We start from the raw sequence: 17,137 nt of genomic DNA on the forward strand, positions 1-17,137 counted from the left end.
CACGGGAGCCGATGGGCTTTTCCATGCCGGACGTATGCTCGCGCTCTATCGCCGGCCCGGCCGGACGACGGCACGATCAAGCGAGCAAGCAACCCATCCATGAAGACATTCCTGACCCGAGAGGAACGGATCTCCCAACGCCTGGCCCGTAAGGTCCGCAAGCTGGAGCGCCGGCTGGCCCGCCTGGATCCGAAGCGCGATGCCGCGCTGCGCACGCAGCTGCAGCAGGAGATGGACCTCGCCCGCCTGGCGCTGGATTTGCAGGTTGGGTTCGTGGGCGAACCGCCCGTGCGCGAGACCTCACGCACCCTGGTCGTGGCCGCCCTGCTCGGGCTGGCGGTGCTCACAGGCCTCTTCCTCTTCAGCCGCACCCCATGACGGGACTGGCAGCCACCCCGGCCGGCATCGCCCCGCAGCTCGCGGGCGTGCGCGGCATGCTGGTGCACCACCTGGGCGAGGGCTTGCGAGCGATCCACCTGTATGGCTCGGCGGCGCACGGCGGTCTCCAGCCCCGCAGCGACATCGACCTCATGGTGACCGTGGACAGGCCCCTGACCAACGCAACGCGCGAGGCGCTGATGCGCGCGCTGCCGGCCCATTCGGCCCCACCGGGCAGCACGGGCTCCCGCCTGCGCGCACTTGAGGTGACGGTGGTGGCGCTCGGCGAAATCCAGCCCTGGCGCTACCCTGCCCGGCGCGAGATGCAGTTTGGCGAATGGCTGCGCGACGACATCGTGGCCGGCCGCTTCGAGCCCGCGATGGTGGACCCCGACCTGGCCATTTTGCTCACCCAGTTGCGGCTGCACAGCCTGGTCTTGCTGGGCCCAACCGCGGTGGACCTGTTTCCCCCCGTGCCCGCCAGCGACCTGCGCCGTGCGCTGGCCGACACCATCGCGCAATGGAATGCGCCGCCCGACTGGCAGGGCGAAGAGGCCCCCATCCTGCTGGCGCTGGCGCGCATCTGGTACAGCGCCAGCACCGGCGCGATCACCTCCAAGCACGCAGCCGCCGCCTGGGCCGCCGAGCGCATGCCGGTGGAGCACGCCGCCATCCTGCAGCGCGCGGCGCAGGCCTACCTGGGTGGTGGTGAGGACGATGGGCTGGCCGCCATGCCCGGCGCGGTGGCCGCCACCGTCCACTGGTGCAAGCAGCGCATCACACCGCTGCTTGCAACGGCTCAGGACTGAGCCGGGCCTTCACGCCAGCGCAACGCCTCGATCACCAGGGCCAGCGCAGGCGCGATCTGCCGCCGGTTGGCGTAGTACAGGTGGTAGGGCGAGAAGCTCGGCCACCAGTCCTGCAGCACCGGTACCAGCCGGCCCTGCTCGGCGTGCGGCTGCACCAGCTCCAGGGGCACGTAGCAGAAGCCCAGGCCGTCGAGCGCGGCCTGCAGCATCAGCGGCGTGGTGTTGAAAACGGTTTGCCCCTGCACGCGCACGGCCAGGCTCTGCCCGTCCTTCTCGAAATCCCAGGCATACAGGCCGCCGTGGGTGGGCAGGCGCAGGTTCACGCACTGGTGGTCGGTCAGGTCGTGCGGGGTGGCAGGCAGTGCCCTGCCCGCCAGGTAGGCCGGCGATGCGGCCACCGCCATGCGCAGCGGGGGACCGATGCGCACGGCCACCATGTCCTTGTCCACCCGGTCGCCCACGCGCACGCCCGCGTCGAAGCGCTGCGAGGCGATGTCGGTGAAGGCGTAGTCCACGCTGAACTCGATGCGGATGTCGGGGTACTCCTTGAGCAGCGGGTGCAGCCGCGGCCAGAGCACGGTGGCGATGGCGTGGTCGTGCGCGGTGATGCGCACGGTGCCCGCCGGCTTGTCGCGCAGGGCGCTGAGCGCACCCAGCTCGGCCTCGATCTCCTGCAGGCGCGGTGCCAGCGTGGCCAGCAGGCGGGCCCCGGCCTCGGTGGTGGAGACGCTGCGCGTGGTGCGGGTGAGCAGGCGCACGCCCAGGCGCGCCTCCAGCGCCAGCATGGCGTGGCTCAGGGCCGAGCGCGACAGGCCCAGTTGCGCGGCAGCCCGGGTGAAGCTGCGCTCGCGCGCCACCACCACGAAGGCCTGCAGGTCGTTGAGGTTCTCTCGGGACATTGGTGAATTGGCTGCACAGGTGTGTGCCGATTTTCCCATCTTCTCAACCAAAGCAGCGCTGCCTACAGTGACTGCACCACCCTGCTTTCCCTCCCGAATCCTCCATGCACACCACCCTCATGCAAACCGCCGTGGCACTGGCCGTGGCCCAGGCCGGCACCGCCATGGCCGCAGACAACGCCGCTGCGGCGGCCAGCACCCAGCAGATCACGCGCGCAGGCACCCAGGCATCGGCCGCGGGGCCCGAGACCTTCTTCACCGGCCGCGTGCGGGTCGATCCCGTCTGGCCCGCCGACAAAGGCATCAGCGCCTCGGGCGCCCACGTCACCTTCGAGCCCGGCGCCCGTTCCGCCTGGCACACGCACCCCGCAGGCCAGCGGCTGGTGGTGGTGTCGGGTGTGGGCCGCACCCAGCAATGGGGCCAGCCGGTGCAGGAGATCCGCCCTGGCGACGTGGTCTGGTGCCCGCCAGGGGTCAAGCACTGGCATGGCGCCGCACCCGGCACCGCCATGACCCACCTGGCCGTGACCGGCACGGTGGATGGCAAGAACGTCGAATGGATGGAGAAGGTCAGCGATGAACAGTACAACGCACGTTGAACGCCGAACCGCCATGGCCGCCGGCCTGGTGGCAGCCTTGTCAATGGTGGCGGCTCCGGCCCTGGCTGCGGATGCACCACCTGCCGCAGACAGCCCCCTCGCACCGCGCCAGCAGGCCATCGTGCCCATCGCGGCGTTTGCGGCGGCGGGCGACATCGCCCGCCTGTCCACGGCACTGGGCCAGGGCCTGGATGCCGGGCTCACGGTGAGCGAGGTGCGCGAGGTGCTGGTGCAGCTGTATGCCTACGCGGGCTTTCCGCGCAGCCTGAACGCGCTGGGCGAGTTCATGAAGGTGCTGGAGGCGCGCCGCCAGCGCGGCATCCAGGATGCACCGGGCCGCGCCCCGGGCCGCCCCATCCCCCAGGGCGATGCCCTGCTGGCGGCCGGCACGGCCAACCAGACGCGCCTGTCGGGCGCGCCCGTCAAAGGTCCGCTGTTCGACTTCGCCCCCGCCATCGACACCTACCTCAAGACCCATTTGTTCGGCGACATCTTCGAGCGCGACAACCTGGACTGGCCCAGCCGGGAAATCGCCACGGTGGGCATGCTCTCGGCGCTGCCGGGTGCCGAATCGCAGCTGCAGTCGCACATGCGCATCAGCATGAACGTGGGCCTGGCGCCCGGCCAGCTGCGGCATCTGGTGCAGGTGCTGGGCGAGCGCGTGGATGCCGCGCATGCGGCACGCGCCGACGCGGCACTGGCGCGGGCCCTGGCAGCGCGCGCTGGCTAGGAATGCAACTGCGTTTCATGAGCCCCGCTCATGAAGGCATGCGCGGCAGGGGGCCCTGAACGGCCCGCCAAGTCCTTACGATGGTTTGCCCAGGGCGCGCCGCGCGCCCTTTGTTCAACACCACGCAAGACCCACCCCATGCAAACCATTGGCTATGCCGCCGACGGCGCCAGCGCGCCGCTCAAGCCCTATTCCTTCCAACGCCGGGGCCTGCGCCCTGACGATGTGGCGATGGAGATCCTGTACAGCGGGGTCTGCCATTCCGACCTGCACCAGGCCCGCAACGACTGGAGCGAGTGGGGCCCTACCCGCTACCCTGTGGTGCCCGGGCACGAGATCATCGGCCGGGTCACCGCCGTGGGCAGCGCCGTCACCCGCCACCGCGTGGGTGACGCGGTGGCCGTGGGCTGCATGGTCGACTCCTGCCTGGCCTGCGACCAGTGCCGGGCCGGTGAAGAGCAGTTCTGCCGCGAGGGCATGACGGCCACCTACAACGGCCGCGACCGCGTCACCGGCGACACCACCTATGGGGGCTATTCCAAGCACCTGGTGGTGCGCCAGGAGTTCGCGCTGTCGGTCCCCGAGGGGCTGGACCTGGCCCGCGCCGCGCCGCTGCTGTGCGCGGGCATCACCACCTACTCGCCGCTGCGCACCTGGGGCGTGGGCCCCGGCAGCCGCGTGGCCGTGGTGGGCCTGGGCGGACTGGGGCACATGGCCGTCAAGCTGGCGGCCGGCCTGGGCGCGCAGGTCACCGTGATCAGCCGCAGCGCACGCAATGCCGCCGAGGCCAAGGCCCTGGGTGCGGACAGCGTGCTGGTGTCTGGCGACAGCGCCGCCATGGCGACCCAGGCCTCGGCGTTCGACCTGATCATCGACACCATCCCGGTGCAGCACGATGTGACGCCTTACATGCACCTGCTGGACGTGGACGGCACCCTGGTGCTGGTGGGCCAGATCGGCGCGCTCGACCCCACGACCTCGGCCCCCATGGTGTTCGGGCGCCGGCGCATCGCGGGCTCGCCCATCGGCGGTATTGCACAGACGCAGGAGATGCTCGATTTCTGCGCGCGCAAGAACATCCTGCCCGAGTGCGAGGTCATCCGCATGGACCAGATCAACGAGGCCTTCGAGCGCATGCAGCGCTCGGACGTGCGCTACCGCTTCGTGATCGACATGGCCTCGCTGTCCATGCCTGCGTGACAGGGGAAAGGCGCCGGCACTCCGGCGCCTTCCCCTGACCTCAGGCCACGCTGCGGATGGGGAGCGCCCGGATGCGCTTGCCCGTGGCCGCAAAGATCGCGTTGCACAGCGCGGGCGCGATGGGCGGCACCGGTGGCTCCCCCACCCCGCCCGCAGGCACGCCATGGTCGTCGTTGACCAGGTGGGTGCGTATCACCCGGGGCGAGGCATGGTGGCGCAGCACCTCGTAGTCGTGGAAGTTGCTCTGCACCGCCCGCCCCTGGGCAAAGGTGATCTCGCCCACGAGCGCCAGGCCCAGGCCCATGACCACACCGCCTTCGAGCTGCGCACGGATGCGCTCGGGGTTGACCTGGGGACCGCAGTCGATGGCGATGTCCACCGCATGCACCGTGACCGCGCCCTTGTCGTCCACGGCCACATGCACGACGGCGGCGGTGTAGCTCAGAAAGCTGTAGGCGAACGCCAGCCCCAGGCCCTGCCCCGGGGGCAGCTTGCGGCCCCAGCCGGCGCCCTGTGTGGCGGCTTCGAGCACATCGCGCATGCGGCCCATGTCGACCGGGTAGACCTCGGGCGACTCCGAGTAGTTGAAGCTGTCGGACAGGGCCGTCGGCAGGATCTTGCGGCGCGGCCCGATCAGGTCCAGGGCAAAGCGCCGCGGGTCCGTGCCCGCCCGGTGGGCCAGCTCGTCGATGAAGCTCTGCACCGCGAAGGCGTGCGGAATGTTCGACACCGAGCGGAACCAGCCGATGCGCGTGTGCGCATCGACCTCGGCGCCCTCGATGCGCACGTGGGGGATGGCGAACGGCACGTTGATGGCCGACATGCCCATCTCGAACGCCGCCGGCCCCTTGCCGCCGAAGAGGGTGGTGATGGAGGGCGCGGCGGAGCGGTGCAGCCAGGCCTGGGGCATGCCCCGGGCATCGGTCGCGGCCTCCAGGCGCTCCACCGACACGGTGTGGAAGTAGTCGTGGCGGATGTCGTCGTCGCGCGTCCATACCAGCTTGACCGGGGTGCCGGGCATCTCGCGCGCCACCAGCACCGCCTCGGCCACGTAGTCGGGCTTGGACTTGCGGCCAAAGCCGCCGCCCAGCAGCATCACGTGCAGCTGCACCTGTTCCGGCTTGATGCCCAGCACCCCCGCCACGCTGGCCACGCCGGCCTGCGGGTTCTGGATCGAGGCCCAGACCTCGCACCGCCCTGGGTGGACGACCGCGGTGGCCACGGGCGGCTCCATGCTGGCATGGGCCAGGTGCGGCAGGTAGTACTCGGCCGCCAGCTTGCGGTTTGCGGGCGCGGCCTGCAGGGCAGCGGCCGCATCGCCATCGCTGCGCAGGGCCTTGGCCGGCGCGCGCACCAGGGATTCGAGTTGTTTTCGGTACTCGGCAGAGTCGTAGCCGGCGTGGGGGCCGTCGTCCCACTCGGCCGCGAGTGCCATACGGCCCTGCATGGCGGCCCAGGTGGTGCAGCCCACGACCGCAATGCCCCCGAGCGGCTGGAAGTTGGGCGCCCCCTTCAGCGCCGGCAGCTCCACCAGCCGCAGCACGCCCGGCACGGCCAGCGCCTTGTCGCGCTGCGCTTGCCGGAGCGTGCCGCCCAGCACCGGCGGGCGGGCGACCACGGCATAGACCATGCCGGGCAGGCGCACGTCCATGCCGTACACGGCCTTGCCCTGGCCGATGTCGGCCAGGTCCACGGCACGCACCCGGCCCTTGCCGATGTAGCGGAACTGGGCCGGTGCCTTGAGCCGGAGCGCACTGCCCTGCGGCACGGGCACCGCTGCGGCGGCGGCCGACAGCTCCCCGTACCCCAGGCTGCGGCCCGTGGGCACATGCAGCACGCGGTGCTGCTCTGCCCGCACCTCGCCCACCGGCACGGCCCAGCGCGCGGCTGCGGCGGTCTCCAGCATCTGCCGCATGGCGGCACCGACGCGGCGCATGGGCATCAGGAAGTGGCGCACGCTGCGCGAGCCATCGACGTTCTGGTTGCCGTAGCGGGCCTCGTCGGCATCGGCCTGGACGACGCGGACCTGCTCCCACAACGCCTCCATCTCGTCGGCCACCACCATGGGCAGGCTGGTGCGCACACCCGTGCCCATCTCGGCGCGGTGGGCCACGATGGTGACGAGCCCGTCGGCGGCGATGGAGACGAACACCAGCGGGGCGTCCACCGTGGCGCCGGGCATGGATTCGGCGCCGTACTTCTTCGCGCCCTGGGCCCAGACCTCGCCGCTGCCGGACACGGCCAGCACCAGGCCGCCCACGGCGGCACGCAGCAGCGAGCGGCGGTCCATGGACAGGGGCGGTGTAGCGGCGGCGCTCATTGCGCAGCTCCAGGCAGCCGGCCGGAGGCCAGCTTCACGGCCGCACGGATGCGCGGGTAGGTGCCACAGCGGCAGATGTTGCCCGACATGGCTTCGTCGATCTGCTGCTCCGAGGGCCGGGGCGTGGCCTTGAGCAATCCCACGGCAGCCATGATCTGCCCCGCCTGGCAGTAGCCGCATTGCGCCACGCCCAGCTCCTCCCATGCCTTCTGCACCACCTGGCCCACGCGGTCGGCGTGCATGGCCTCGATGGTGGTGACCGCCAGGCCTGCGGCGGCCGAGGTGGGCGTGATGCACGAGCGGATGGGGCTGCCATCCAGGTGCACGGTGCAGGCGCCGCACATCGCCATGCCGCAACCGAACTTGGTGCCGGTCATGCCGAGTTCGTCACGCAGCACCCAGAGGATGGGCGTGTCGTCGCCGGAACTCACGGCCTGCAATCGGCCGTTCACATTGAGGGTTGTCATCGGGGAACCTCCAGGATGTTTCCTGTGCTCGCAGGCACATCCAACCAAGGTTAGTGCGGCAATCGGGCTGCGCCACGGGCATTGCCGCATGCGCCTATGAATTCGATTCATCAATCCCGGTAGCATCATGGCAGGCCCAGCCCCGAGGACCACCGATGCGCGAAAACCTGCAGGACCTGTTCTACCTCACCGTGATCGCCCGCGAGCGCAGCTTCACGCGCGCCGCGGCCCGGCTGGGGTTGTCGCAATCGGCGCTGAGCCACGCCATCCGCGGGCTGGAGGCGCGCATGGGCGTGCGCCTGCTGACGCGCACCACGCGCAGCGTGGCGCCCACCGAGGCGGGCGAGCGGCTGCTGCGCACCATCGCCCCGCGCCTGGAGGAGATCGACGCCGAAGTGAAGGCCGTGGGCGAGCTGCGCGACAAGCCCGCAGGCACCATCCGCATCACCGCCATCGACTTTGCCATCGACCACTACATCTGGCCGCGGCTGGCGAAAATCCTGCCGCTGTACCCGGACCTCCGGGTGGAGCTCATCGTCGACTACGGGCTGAGCGACATCGTGGCCGACCGGTTCGACATCGGCGTGCGCCACGGCGACCAGGTGGCCATGGACATGGTGGCCGTGCGCATCAGCCCCGATGTGGAGATGTGCATCGTCGGCCACCCGGACTACCTGCGCGGGCGCCAAAGCCCCAAGGTGCCGCGGGACCTGCTCTCGCACAACTGCGTCACCTTGCGCCTGACCTCCAGCGGCGGCATCTACGCCTGGGAGCTGGAGAAGGGCAAGCGCAAGGTGCAGGCCCGCGTCGACGGGCGCACCACCTTCAACGGCGTCTACCAGATGGTCCATGCCGCGCTGCATGGCGCCGGGCTGGCCTTCGTCCCCCGGGAGCTGGTGCAAAGCCACCTGCAGAGCGGACGCCTGGTGTCGGTGATGGAGGACTGGTGCCCCGTGTTCCCGGGCCTGCATGCCTACTACCCCAACCGGCGTGCCTCGTCGAAGGCGCTCAGCGTGGTGGTGGATGCGCTGCGCCTGCCTGGCCGCTGAGCAGGCCGCCACCGTCCACAGCCGCCGTGGATGACCCTGTGGACAACACCACGGGATACGGCGCAAAGCCAATGCCGGCGCGGGCTGCGACACGGTGCCCACAATTTGACCAATGCATCGAGCCCCGGGGTGCAAGTGACTCCGGGCGTGTGCCCCGCGAGTCCACAGGCAGCGTGGAATACCCTGTGGACAAGCACTTGGCATGTGGGCCGACACCAGCACTGGTGCGGCTTGCAACGCGGTGCCTGCGATTTCATCAGCCATGCGCGCACCAGTTCCCGGGGTCCACCGCACACTGCACCTGCACCCTGCCCGAACGGGAAGGGCGCAAAGTCCACAGCCAGCGTGGATGACCCTGTGGAAAACCCCGGGGCATATGGCCCAAACCCACAGCCCGCGCGGCCTGCAGCGCGGTGCCTGCGATTTCATCACCGTGCTGCACTCCTGCGCCATGCAGGGGTACGGCGGCGCCAGCATGCGCCCAGGGCGTGTCATCACCCATTCCACCCCCGCGCCAGCCCCGGCAAGCCGATGGATGCGCGAAGCGCGGAGCAGCCCATGGTGGACTATGGGCAAGCCGTGCGACAAAGCAGACGCCGAGTGACGGCATGCACCCAGTCCACAGCCACCGTGGAACACCCTGTGGAAAAACCCTGGGCATGTGCCCCAAAGCCAATGCTGGCGCGGCCTGCAGCGCGATGCCCAAGATTTCATCAACCCGTCACATCCGGTGTTCCGCGAGTCCACAGCCACGGTGGAAGACCCTGTGGACAAGCGCTTGGCAGGTGCGTCAAAGCCAATGCCGGCGCGGCTTGCGACGCAGTGCCTGCGATTTGCCCAACGCGGCAGCCCTGGCGTCCGCCGACGCTGCGCACATGCCCCGGCAGATCCGTCGCGCCTGTGCGCTGTGCCTGCGGGAGCGGGAGTCCACAGCCACCGTGGAAGACCCTGTGGACAAACCCTTGGCATGTGCGCCAAAGCCAATGCCGGCGCGGCTTGCAACGCGGTGCCTGCAATTTGATCAGGTCTGTGGCGGTACCAGTTGCCGTGCCCGACCGACCCGGCGCTTGTGGGCACAGGCCGGGCATTGACGGCAGCAGGAAGCGCCCCCGGCGTGGATCCCGAACCCATCACCTTTCTGCGCTCGTTGTAGCCCGTCCACAGCAGCGGTGGATGAGCCTGTGGACAACACCTGTGCATCCGGGCCAAAGCCAGCCCTGGTGCGGGCTGCAGCACGGTGCCTGCGATTTCATCAGGCGAACGCCCAGGCCGCACGGCCGAACTCGGGACTACACTGCCGGCTGGAGGTGTGCCATGGAATCACATTCGTCGCCTGGAGCCGGTGGAGGCTCTTTCCTGATGGGCACGGCCCGCACTGCGCTCGGGGTGTTCATCGGCGGCCTTGCGGCCCTGTTCGTGCACGATGCCCTCATCGGCCAGCGCCCCCCGGCTCCGCCGCCTGCCATGGCACCTGCCGCGGCGCCTTCGCGGCCCGTGGGCGATGACAGTGGCAGCAGCACGCAGCAGACCCCGCCGCCGCCCGCAGTGGTCCAGGCGCCGCAGCCAGAGCCCGCGCCGCCCGCCGCGCCCCCTGTGCCGCCACCGCCCGCACCGCCGCAGGCCGAGGCCTCCGCCCCCACGGTCTCGCCCCCGCAAGCCATGCAGGAGCCTCAGGGCCAGAAGCAGCAGGCCGACGACGACCTCAAGAAAGCCCAGGCCCTGGCCGCGCGGCTGGAGGCCGAGCGCCAGCAGCGCCGGGCCGATGCCTGGGCCCGCTACTTCCAGCCCAGCCCGGTGTGCCGTGCCGACCCGACCACGCGCCCCTGCGCCGATGCCCACTTGGCGGCGCGCAAGCGCTTCGACGCGCAGTACGTGGACCGCTGACGGCACGCCAAGCGCCACCCCCGCCATGCCCATGAACAGCCAGTTGCGCTTTGTGATGCACCCGCAGGACGAGCGCGAATTTGTGGCCCAGGTCCTGGCCGACCCTGCGGTGTGCCTGATCGACGGACCGCGCTGGAAGACGGCACAGCCAGAGACCTTCCGCACCCTCGATGCCATCCGCGGCAGCTACTGCATCCTCTGGTCGCCCGAGGACCGGGCCACGCTGCAGGCCCGCTACATCCCTTCTTGCGATGACTGGTACTGCCAGACCGAGTGGGCGACCATCCAGTTCCTGCGTTCGGAAGCCCTTGCCGAGGGCGTGCTGACCGAGGGACGCATCGCCGTGGGCACGCGCGATGCCAGCCCTGACGAAGCGCGGGGGGTGGAAAAGCGCTACAAGGCCCTGGGCCGCTTCATCCGCAAGCGCTACACCAACGCGGTGGTGTGCTGGTGCAATCCCACCATGCCCTTCGGCCCGGCCGTGCCGGGGCGCTCGGCCAACCCCGGCACGCCCGACGCGCAGGTCTGGGTGGGCCCGCACGCACTGCAGTGGCTGCGCGCGGATGCGCAGCAGCGCCGTGTCAAGCAGTCCTGCAACGCAGTGGTCGAGGCTCGCCTGGCGGACACTCTGCCCGCCACGGTCTAGCGCCCGCTCACCCAGCTCCTTGCTCAGGGCCGCGTGCGCGCCGGCACGCGCGTTTCCAGTGCCCCGGGCACGTAGGTGGGCGCAAAGCTGCAGCCCGTGCCGAAACGCGCTTCCAGCGATGTGCAGCGCTGGGCCACGCTGGCGGGGGTGGGCTTGGTGCGCGTTTCCACCCAGTCGAGCAGCGAAGTCACCAGGGCCGGGTAGGTCGGATCGCTGATGTAGCTGTGTGTGCCCGTGTTCACGAAGGTCTGCACCAGGCGGTCACCGCTGCCGCCGCGGTCCATGACGGTCTTGAAGTAGGCATCGAGCTCGACGAAGGCCGTGGGGTCGCTGATCCACTTGGTGGTGAGCACCGGCACGGGGATGGCGCCCTTGGGGTCGGTGTCGTCGGCGAAGCGCTGCACGGCCACGGGGTCGGCGCGGTAGCGCAGCACGCCCGCATTGAGCGCAGCATCGTCGGCCGAGCCGCTGTAGACCACGCCGGTATTGCCAAAGGGGCTGGCACCGCCGGTGCGCTTGGCCGTCACGTCCTGGAAGTGGTAGGTGCCCCAACTCAGGTGGGCCGAGATGGAGCTGGCCGGGATCTTGACGACCTTCTCGATGGTCTCGACCTTGCGCTGCTGCTCGGGTGTGCGCTGCGCCGCGGTCTTGTCCAGGCCCAGGCATTCATTGGCGCGGGCGTTGAAGTCGTCGCGCGCCAGGGTCAAGGTGGCCGGCAGGCCGAGGTTGAGCGCATAGCTCGCTTCGGTGGGCCGGGGGTGGTTGTTGCACAGGTACTGGTAGACCACGCGCAGGTCCAGGCGGAAGTCGTACGAGCGCGTGCCACCGGCCAGCACGCCGCTGGTGAGCAGCACGGCGTCGTAGGGCTGCGACCCGACCGTCTGCGCAGTGAACATCTCGGCCGCCTTGGCGGCCACGCCCGCGCCCCACGACTGGCCGTGCAGCACCGTGCGCTTGGGCACGGCCACATGTTCGTTGAAGATGCGGCGCAGGCGCTCGGTGTCCTCGGCCGCGGCGCGCACTTCCACGCCGCCCTGGCGGAAGGTGGAGCCCGCCCAGGCATAGCCCGCCTTGACCATGATGGCCCAGCGCGTGAGGTCTTCCTGCGCGCGCTCGGCCGTGGGGGCCGCCAGGTCGGGCCCGCCATGGGCGTGCAGGATGAGGTTGCCAGCCCAGTCCTTGGGCATGGCAATCAGGTAGTAGGCGCCCGCCGAGTCGCGCCCCCCCAGGCAGGTGGCGGTGGCGGGCACCTCGGCCGGGCAGGCCACGGCGGTGGGCTTGGCCTCGGGCGGGTAAGAGGGGCCGTCGCTGCCGCCGCAGGCGGACAGCAGCGTGATGGCGGACAGGGTGGACAGAACGGACAGGGTCGACGAAGCGACCGGGCTGCGCGAGCCGGTGGTGAAACGCATGGGTGGTGTCTCCAGTTGTTGTTGTCGAAAAACATGCTCCCGCTGGGGTGCGTGCGGTGCGCACCCGCCCTCCACAGGGAAACCGACGAGGCCGGCTGCAGGGAACAGGGCGTATCCTAGGAGCGTAGACTGCACATGCCAAACACCTGAATAATCTCTAGTCCATACGTTATGAATATCGAGTTCCGGCACCTGCGCTACTTTGTCGCCGTCGCGGATGCCCGGCACATCACGCGTGCCGCCGAGCGCCTGGGCATGCAGCAGCCCCCGCTGAGCCAGCAGATCAAGGGGCTGGAGGTGGAGCTCGGCGTGCCGCTGTTCCTGCGCCATCCCAAGGGCGTGACGCTGACCGATGCCGGCCAGCTCTTCTATGCCGAGGCCACGCGCCTGCTGCGCGACTGCGCGGCCATGCAGGAGCGCATGCTGGCTTTTGCCGATGGCAGCCAGGGCATGCTCTCGATCGGCTTCACCAGTTCGTCGGCGGCGCACGACTTCACGCCCGAGGCCCTGCGCGTGTGCCGCGCCACCTACCCCGGCATCCAGCTGGTGGTGAGCGAGAACAACGCTGCGGAGATCACCGACGCGGTGGCCTCCTCGCGCCTGCACTGCGGTTTTCTGCGCGTGCCCGTGGCCTGGCCCAAGGGCGTGGTGCTCAAGACCCTGCTGCAGGAGCCCGCCGTGCTGGCCATGCCGCGCGACCATCCGCTGGCGCAGGTGCCCGTGGGCAAGAAGCAGGGCGCCGTGCAGCTCAAGGAGCTGCAGGGCGAAAAATTCATCTTCGTGCGCAAGCCCGGCGCGCCGGGGCTGTATGCCAACCTGCTGGAGCTGTGCACGCGCGAGGGCGTGGCCATCAACGTGGTCTCGGAGGTGGACCGCATGATGACCAACCTGAACCTGGTGGCCGCTGGCGCCGGCATCTCGGTGGTGCCTTCGTCCATGCAGGGCACGCACCACAACGCCATCGTCTACCGGCCGCTGGCCCGGTCGGTGAAGCTGGGTGCGCCACTGACCCTGGCCTACCGCAAGAGCGACTGCCATGGCCCCACAGGGGCTTTTGTGGAACTGGTCACGAAGATCGCGGCCGAAAGGGCCCGTGGTGCCACTGCAAGCGCCTGAGTCCGCCCCCCTCTCCCCTGCTGCCCTGCCGCGCCGGCGCCTGCTGTGCTGGGCCGCGGGAGGTGCCGCCCTGGCGGCGGGCATGCCCGCCGTGCAGGCCGCGGCACCGAGTAGTGCACGGTGGCCCAACCGGCCCATTCGCCTGATCGTGGTGTACCCGCCGGGGGGCGTGAGCGATGCCACCGCGCGTGCGCTGGCACAACCGCTGGCACAGGCGCTGGAGGTGCCCGTGCTGGTGGACAACCGTGCCGGTGCTGGCGGCGCCGTGGGCATCGACCTGCTGGCCCGCGCTGCGCCCGATGGGCACACGCTGGCGTTCTCGGCCATCACCCCGCTCACCCTCCAGCCTCTGCTGGTGCCGGGTGCGCGCGATCTGCTCGCACAGGTCACCCCCATCGTGGGCATCATGCACACACCGGTGCTGGTCATCGGCACGCCGGCCCTGGGGCCGCGCTCGTTCACCGACATGATCGCCTGGGCCCATGCGCGGCCCGGCGCTGTGCGCTGGGCCAGCTCGGGCGTGGCGACCACGGGGCACATGGTGCTGGCGCAGACGCGGCTGCACAGCGGCGCCGACATCACCCATGTGCCCTACCAGGGCGGCGGTGCACAGCTCAACGATGCGCTGAGCGGCCAGTTCGAGGTGCTCTCCACCAATGTCGCGGCACAACAGCTCGAGTACGTGGCAGCGGGCCGCCTGCGCGCGCTGGCCGTAGGCGCCCCCGCGCGCCTGGCGGACCTGCGCGAGGTGCCCACGCTGGCCGAGCTGGGCTACCCCCGGGCCAACCTGAGCTCGCTGTTCGGCCTGTTCGCGCCCGCACGCACGCCGGCAGCCGTGGTGCAGGGCCTGAACGAGGCGGTCAACCGCATCCTGGGTGTGGGCGGGCTGGCGGCCTCGCTGCGCGACAAGCATGTGCTGCCGGCGGGCGGCACGGTGGCGGCCTTCGCGCAGCAGATCGCGGCCGACCGGCAGGGCAACGAAGCCCTGGTGCGAAGGGGCGGCGCCGTGCTGAGATGAAACACCCCCGCAGGCGCTTCGCGCCTCGGTGCCACCGCCAGAGGCGGTGGCTCTTCGGGCACGTCCAAGCCTGCGCAGGCAGGCTTGGAGCCGCGGCCCTCAGCCCCTCTCTCGAATCGCTGCGCAAGTCGGGAGGGGGACGCTCCCAGTGCACGCAAGCAAAGCGCCGCCTACGCGGCTTGGCGGCCCTTGCACGGGAGCACTTGCTTGGGTCACGCCAGTTTCATACTCTGTGGGTGGCGCGCAGTTCCATAGACCACTGAGATGAAGCTCACTGCCGGATGCGCCCGGTCGCGCTCACGATGGACAGCTCCACGAAGCGCGAACCGCCGCGCTGGCCGGGGCGGTAGCCCACGGTGTAACCGCCCAGGTCCAGGCTGTCGATGCTGTCCAGAGCGGCTGCCAGGCTCTCGCGCGTGGGCCGGGCTCCCGCGCGGCGCGCGGCCTCGGCAATCACCTTGGCGGCGATGTAGCCCTCCATCATGGCGTAGCTCACGGGCACTTCGGGGTCGCCGCTCTTGGCCTGCACCTCGCGGAACTCCTTGCTCAGCTTGCTCGATGCACGGTAGGGGTTGGGCGTGACCTGGGCAATGGAGATGCCCTGCATGTGTTCTTCGGCCAGGCGCTTGGCCAGTTGCTCCAGGTCCACGTCGGACGAAGCGAACAGCCGTGCCGTGCCACCCTCCAGGCGGTATTTCTCGATGAAGGCCGAGGCCGCGGCGCCGCTGGTGATGAGGATGATGGCCTGGGGCTTGGCCGCCTGCAGCAGCTTGTTGGCGTTCTCCATGCGCAGGGTGTCCATCTCGTAGGACCCCTTGGCCATGAGGCTGCCGCCATTCTTCTTCACGGCCTCTTCGGCGCTGGCCACCAGGGTCGCAGCATCGGGACCTTCCTCGTACAGCAGGCCGAGCTTGGTGATGCCCACGGTGGCCAGGTGCTCGGCGATCTTGCCGATTTCGTCGCGCAGGCCGGCACGCACGTTGTAGAGCAGGGGCGAGTCGGGCTGGAAGGTGCTGCTGCGGTAGCCCACCAGGGCGATCTTCTCCTTGGCCAGCAGGCCGGATTTCTGCAGCGCGGCCAGGTTGCTGGCGCCCATGTAGCCGGCCAGCAGCAGCGGGCGCTGCTCGGCCAGCAGCTGCTGGGTAGCGGCCAGGGTCTGGTCGGCGCGGCCGGTATCGTCCTTGCGCGCCAGCACCAGGGTGTTGCCATTGATGCCGCCGGCCTTGTTGACATGGTTGAAGTACATCTGCATGCCCGCCGAGTAACCCCGGCCGTCGCTGGCCTTGAGGCCCGACAGCGGCGCCACCTGACCGACCACGATGGGGGCCGCCTGCGCCGTTCCCAGCAGGGCCAGCAAGGCGCCGGCCCAGAGAACGGGGCTCAAAATCCAGGGGCGAACAGGGGTCGCAGCGGCGCTCGGGTTCATGGGTCTCCTCGGGTCTTTGTCGTGGTGGCATCACCAGCGCCGTCGCGGCCGGTGACCGAGCGCGTTTATACCAGCACTGGCCTCAGGGTGACAGCCTTCTGTCAGCTTCGATCGGGGAGAAAACTGGCCGGACGGGCTTGCACTGCTGCCTGGAGAGTGCAACCATGGTGACCTGTTCCCGGGGGAATACCATGAAGAAACTGCTCTTGTTGCTGTGGACCGTGGTGGTATTGCATGGTGCGCTGGCGCAGGCCGGCGAGGCACCGAACCTTGATGCGGTGCAGCTGCCGCCCATTGCGCGGCCAGCAGCGAACCCCTCCGCCAAGGGGACCAGCCAGGCTCTGGTGATCGAGCCCACCTATTTCTACACCTACATGCTGAGCGCCAGCACGGGCAGCACCTACCAGGTGGGAACCCAGTCGATCGGCTACCTGACGCGCAACGATGCCTTCATCCAACTGACCGGCTACCTGGGCTGCACGACGGCGGGCACCTTCATTCCCTTCGACGGCTACTTCGCAGACCGGTACGACTGCCCCTGGTACAACGGCATCATCGTGGTGGCATGGGCTCCGAGCCTGGTCTACGCTCCCTGGATCTGGTATTACTACCTGATCCCCTGAAGCAGCGGCGCCGGCCGCCCACGGCGGTCAGCGCGCCACCATGGACAGAACCAGCAGGCGCTCGGCGATGCCATCGGCACCCTGCTCCATTTCGGCCAGGCTGAAGCTGCCCGCACACCAGCCTCCGTACCAGATGCGAAAGGCCTGGATACCGGCAACGGGGGCATGCTCTCCATACCAGCGGATGGCCTCGTCGATGCGCGAGTGGCAGGTGGCCGTGCCGACTTGGTCGCGCTCATCGAACATGCGCGCACGGTAGCTGTGCGCACCGTCGTGGGCAATGTGCAGGATCAGGCTGCTGGGCACGGCAGCGTCTTCTTCATGCAGGAGGCCCTGGCGAGCGCCGGGATGGGCAATGGCGGCGAACATGGCGGTGTGCTCCTGCAAGCTGGTCAGCCCATGGCCTGGAACTCGCCAGCCACCGTGTCGCCGAACTGTGGCTCCACCTGCACATGGGCCCTGTCGGTGCGGCCCACCATGAGGTATTCGCTCTGCTGGGACTGGGAGGCAGCACGCAAGGGTTGCCCCATCTGCAGGGGATTGGGCTCGCCTATCGGGTCAAGG

The 17,137-nt window shown here is 69.8% G+C and carries 18 protein-coding genes; 11 read left to right on the forward strand and 7 right to left on the reverse strand.

Translation table 11 applies throughout. The features are described 5' to 3' along the window. Positions 1–99 precede the first annotated feature (99 nt). Entirely contained in the window at positions 100–378 is a 279-nt protein-coding gene (locus HNP48_RS11445; RefSeq protein WP_184857032.1) for a hypothetical protein, read from the forward strand. Further along, complete coding sequence (locus HNP48_RS11450; RefSeq protein ID WP_184857033.1) at positions 375–1,187, forward strand: aminoglycoside adenylyltransferase family protein; 813 nt, start codon at positions 375–377, stop codon at positions 1,185–1,187. The genes HNP48_RS11445 and HNP48_RS11450 overlap by 4 nt, the downstream gene beginning before the upstream one ends. Here HNP48_RS11450 and HNP48_RS11455 read toward each other — a convergent pair. Beyond that, positions 1,178–2,086 carry a LysR family transcriptional regulator gene (locus HNP48_RS11455; RefSeq protein ID WP_184857034.1) on the reverse strand — a complete coding sequence of 303 codons (909 nt, stop codon included), beginning with the start codon at positions 2,084–2,086 and terminating at the stop codon, positions 1,178–1,180. The genes HNP48_RS11450 and HNP48_RS11455 overlap by 10 nt on opposite strands. A gap of 104 nt (positions 2,087–2,190) precedes the next feature. On the opposite strand from HNP48_RS11455, the gene HNP48_RS11460 reads away from it, so the two are divergent. The 3 genes from HNP48_RS11460 to HNP48_RS11470 all read left to right on the forward strand — a co-directional run bounded on the left by HNP48_RS11460 (position 2,191) and on the right by HNP48_RS11470 (position 4,615). Next, positions 2,191–2,685 carry a cupin domain-containing protein gene (locus HNP48_RS11460; protein ID WP_184857035.1) on the forward strand — a complete coding sequence of 165 codons (495 nt, stop codon included), beginning with the start codon at positions 2,191–2,193 and terminating at the stop codon, positions 2,683–2,685. A 43-nt stretch (positions 2,686–2,728) separates the two neighbouring features. Continuing rightward, a complete protein-coding gene (locus HNP48_RS11465) occupies positions 2,729–3,415 on the forward strand; it encodes a carboxymuconolactone decarboxylase family protein (RefSeq protein ID WP_184857110.1) in 687 nt (228 codons plus the stop codon). A 138-nt stretch (positions 3,416–3,553) separates the two neighbouring features. Then, the gene (locus HNP48_RS11470) at positions 3,554–4,615 is read left to right on the forward strand and encodes an NAD(P)-dependent alcohol dehydrogenase (RefSeq protein ID WP_184857036.1); all 1,062 of its coding nucleotides are present in this window, start codon (positions 3,554–3,556) and stop codon (positions 4,613–4,615) included. Between the two features lie 40 nt (positions 4,616–4,655). On the opposite strand, the gene HNP48_RS11475 is transcribed toward HNP48_RS11470, so the two are convergent. Together HNP48_RS11475 and HNP48_RS11480 are read right to left on the reverse strand one after the other, a co-directional pair. Continuing rightward, complete coding sequence (locus tag HNP48_RS11475; protein WP_184857037.1) at positions 4,656–6,935, reverse strand: xanthine dehydrogenase family protein molybdopterin-binding subunit; 2,280 nt, start codon at positions 6,933–6,935, stop codon at positions 4,656–4,658. Beyond that, a complete protein-coding gene (locus HNP48_RS11480; RefSeq protein ID WP_184857038.1) occupies positions 6,932–7,402 on the reverse strand; it encodes a (2Fe-2S)-binding protein in 471 nt (156 codons plus the stop codon). The genes HNP48_RS11475 and HNP48_RS11480 overlap by 4 nt, the downstream gene beginning before the upstream one ends. A gap of 155 nt (positions 7,403–7,557) precedes the next feature. Here HNP48_RS11480 and HNP48_RS11485 point away from each other — a divergent pair, with 155 nt between their 5' ends. The 3 genes from HNP48_RS11485 (at position 7,558) to HNP48_RS11495 (ending at position 10,981) form a co-directional block, all read left to right on the forward strand. Next, positions 7,558–8,451, forward strand: a complete 894-nt coding sequence (locus tag HNP48_RS11485) for a LysR family transcriptional regulator (RefSeq protein ID WP_184857039.1) — start codon at positions 7,558–7,560, stop codon at positions 8,449–8,451. 1,314 nt (positions 8,452–9,765) lie between these two features. Further along, positions 9,766–10,335, forward strand: coding sequence for a hypothetical protein (locus tag HNP48_RS11490; RefSeq protein WP_184857040.1), 570 nt, complete (start codon positions 9,766–9,768; stop codon positions 10,333–10,335). Positions 10,336–10,360: 25 nt separating this feature from the next. Then, a complete protein-coding gene (locus tag HNP48_RS11495) occupies positions 10,361–10,981 on the forward strand; it encodes a hypothetical protein (RefSeq protein ID WP_184857041.1) in 621 nt (206 codons plus the stop codon). Between the two features lie 23 nt (positions 10,982–11,004). Here the strand turns inward: HNP48_RS11495 and HNP48_RS11500 are convergent, their stop codons facing one another. Next, the gene (locus HNP48_RS11500) at positions 11,005–12,390 is read right to left on the reverse strand and encodes a hypothetical protein (protein WP_184857042.1); all 1,386 of its coding nucleotides are present in this window, start codon (positions 12,388–12,390) and stop codon (positions 11,005–11,007) included. Between the two features lie 177 nt (positions 12,391–12,567). Between HNP48_RS11500 and HNP48_RS11505 the strand changes: the two genes are divergently transcribed. Continuing rightward, positions 12,568–13,506, forward strand: coding sequence for a LysR family transcriptional regulator (locus HNP48_RS11505; RefSeq protein WP_311773822.1), 939 nt, complete (start codon positions 12,568–12,570; stop codon positions 13,504–13,506). Continuing rightward, the gene (locus tag HNP48_RS11510; protein WP_409362551.1) at positions 13,487–14,524 is read left to right on the forward strand and encodes a Bug family tripartite tricarboxylate transporter substrate binding protein; all 1,038 of its coding nucleotides are present in this window, start codon (positions 13,487–13,489) and stop codon (positions 14,522–14,524) included. The genes HNP48_RS11505 and HNP48_RS11510 overlap by 20 nt, the downstream gene beginning before the upstream one ends. Before the next feature lie 271 nt (positions 14,525–14,795). Here the strand turns inward: HNP48_RS11510 and HNP48_RS11515 are convergent, their stop codons facing one another. Beyond that, on the reverse strand, positions 14,796–15,950 hold the full coding sequence (locus tag HNP48_RS11515; RefSeq protein WP_184857045.1) for an ABC transporter substrate-binding protein: 1,155 nt from the start codon (positions 15,948–15,950) through the stop codon (positions 14,796–14,798). A 191-nt stretch (positions 15,951–16,141) separates the two neighbouring features. Here HNP48_RS11515 and HNP48_RS11520 point away from each other — a divergent pair, with 191 nt between their 5' ends. Next, a complete protein-coding gene (locus HNP48_RS11520) occupies positions 16,142–16,573 on the forward strand; it encodes a hypothetical protein (RefSeq protein WP_184857046.1) in 432 nt (143 codons plus the stop codon). Between the two features lie 27 nt (positions 16,574–16,600). Here the strand turns inward: HNP48_RS11520 and HNP48_RS11525 are convergent, their stop codons facing one another. Further along, on the reverse strand, positions 16,601–16,942 hold the full coding sequence (locus tag HNP48_RS11525; RefSeq protein WP_184857047.1) for a hypothetical protein: 342 nt from the start codon (positions 16,940–16,942) through the stop codon (positions 16,601–16,603). Positions 16,943–16,965: 23 nt separating this feature from the next. Further along, complete coding sequence (locus HNP48_RS35355) at positions 16,966–17,091, reverse strand: hypothetical protein (protein WP_260420198.1); 126 nt, start codon at positions 17,089–17,091, stop codon at positions 16,966–16,968. Positions 17,092–17,137 lie beyond the last annotated feature (46 nt).

The organism is Acidovorax soli (genome assembly GCF_014207955.1).
GTDB lineage: Bacteria > Pseudomonadota > Gammaproteobacteria > Burkholderiales > Burkholderiaceae_C > Acidovorax > Acidovorax soli_A.

What these genes read in the sequence shown, in the direction of transcription:
- HNP48_RS11445 (WP_184857032.1), top strand. Translation starts at nt 100, where the DNA reads ATGAAGACATTCCTGACCCGAGAGGAACGGATCTCCCAACGCCTGGCC.
- HNP48_RS11450 (WP_184857033.1), top strand. Translation starts at nt 375, where the DNA reads ATGACGGGACTGGCAGCCACCCCGGCCGGCATCGCCCCGCAGCTCGCG.
- HNP48_RS11455 (WP_184857034.1), bottom strand. Translation starts at nt 2,086, where the DNA reads ATGTCCCGAGAGAACCTCAACGACCTGCAGGCCTTCGTGGTGGTGGCG.
- HNP48_RS11460 (WP_184857035.1), top strand. Translation starts at nt 2,191, where the DNA reads ATGCACACCACCCTCATGCAAACCGCCGTGGCACTGGCCGTGGCCCAG.
- HNP48_RS11465 (WP_184857110.1), top strand. Translation starts at nt 2,729, where the DNA reads ATGGTGGCGGCTCCGGCCCTGGCTGCGGATGCACCACCTGCCGCAGAC.
- HNP48_RS11470 (WP_184857036.1), top strand. Translation starts at nt 3,554, where the DNA reads ATGCAAACCATTGGCTATGCCGCCGACGGCGCCAGCGCGCCGCTCAAG.
- HNP48_RS11475 (WP_184857037.1), bottom strand. Translation starts at nt 6,935, where the DNA reads ATGAGCGCCGCCGCTACACCGCCCCTGTCCATGGACCGCCGCTCGCTG.
- HNP48_RS11480 (WP_184857038.1), bottom strand. Translation starts at nt 7,402, where the DNA reads ATGACAACCCTCAATGTGAACGGCCGATTGCAGGCCGTGAGTTCCGGC.
- HNP48_RS11485 (WP_184857039.1), top strand. Translation starts at nt 7,558, where the DNA reads ATGCGCGAAAACCTGCAGGACCTGTTCTACCTCACCGTGATCGCCCGC.
- HNP48_RS11490 (WP_184857040.1), top strand. Translation starts at nt 9,766, where the DNA reads ATGGAATCACATTCGTCGCCTGGAGCCGGTGGAGGCTCTTTCCTGATG.
- HNP48_RS11495 (WP_184857041.1), top strand. Translation starts at nt 10,361, where the DNA reads ATGCCCATGAACAGCCAGTTGCGCTTTGTGATGCACCCGCAGGACGAG.
- HNP48_RS11500 (WP_184857042.1), bottom strand. Translation starts at nt 12,390, where the DNA reads ATGCGTTTCACCACCGGCTCGCGCAGCCCGGTCGCTTCGTCGACCCTG.
- HNP48_RS11515 (WP_184857045.1), bottom strand. Translation starts at nt 15,950, where the DNA reads ATGAACCCGAGCGCCGCTGCGACCCCTGTTCGCCCCTGGATTTTGAGC.
- HNP48_RS11520 (WP_184857046.1), top strand. Translation starts at nt 16,142, where the DNA reads ATGAAGAAACTGCTCTTGTTGCTGTGGACCGTGGTGGTATTGCATGGT.
- HNP48_RS11525 (WP_184857047.1), bottom strand. Translation starts at nt 16,942, where the DNA reads ATGTTCGCCGCCATTGCCCATCCCGGCGCTCGCCAGGGCCTCCTGCAT.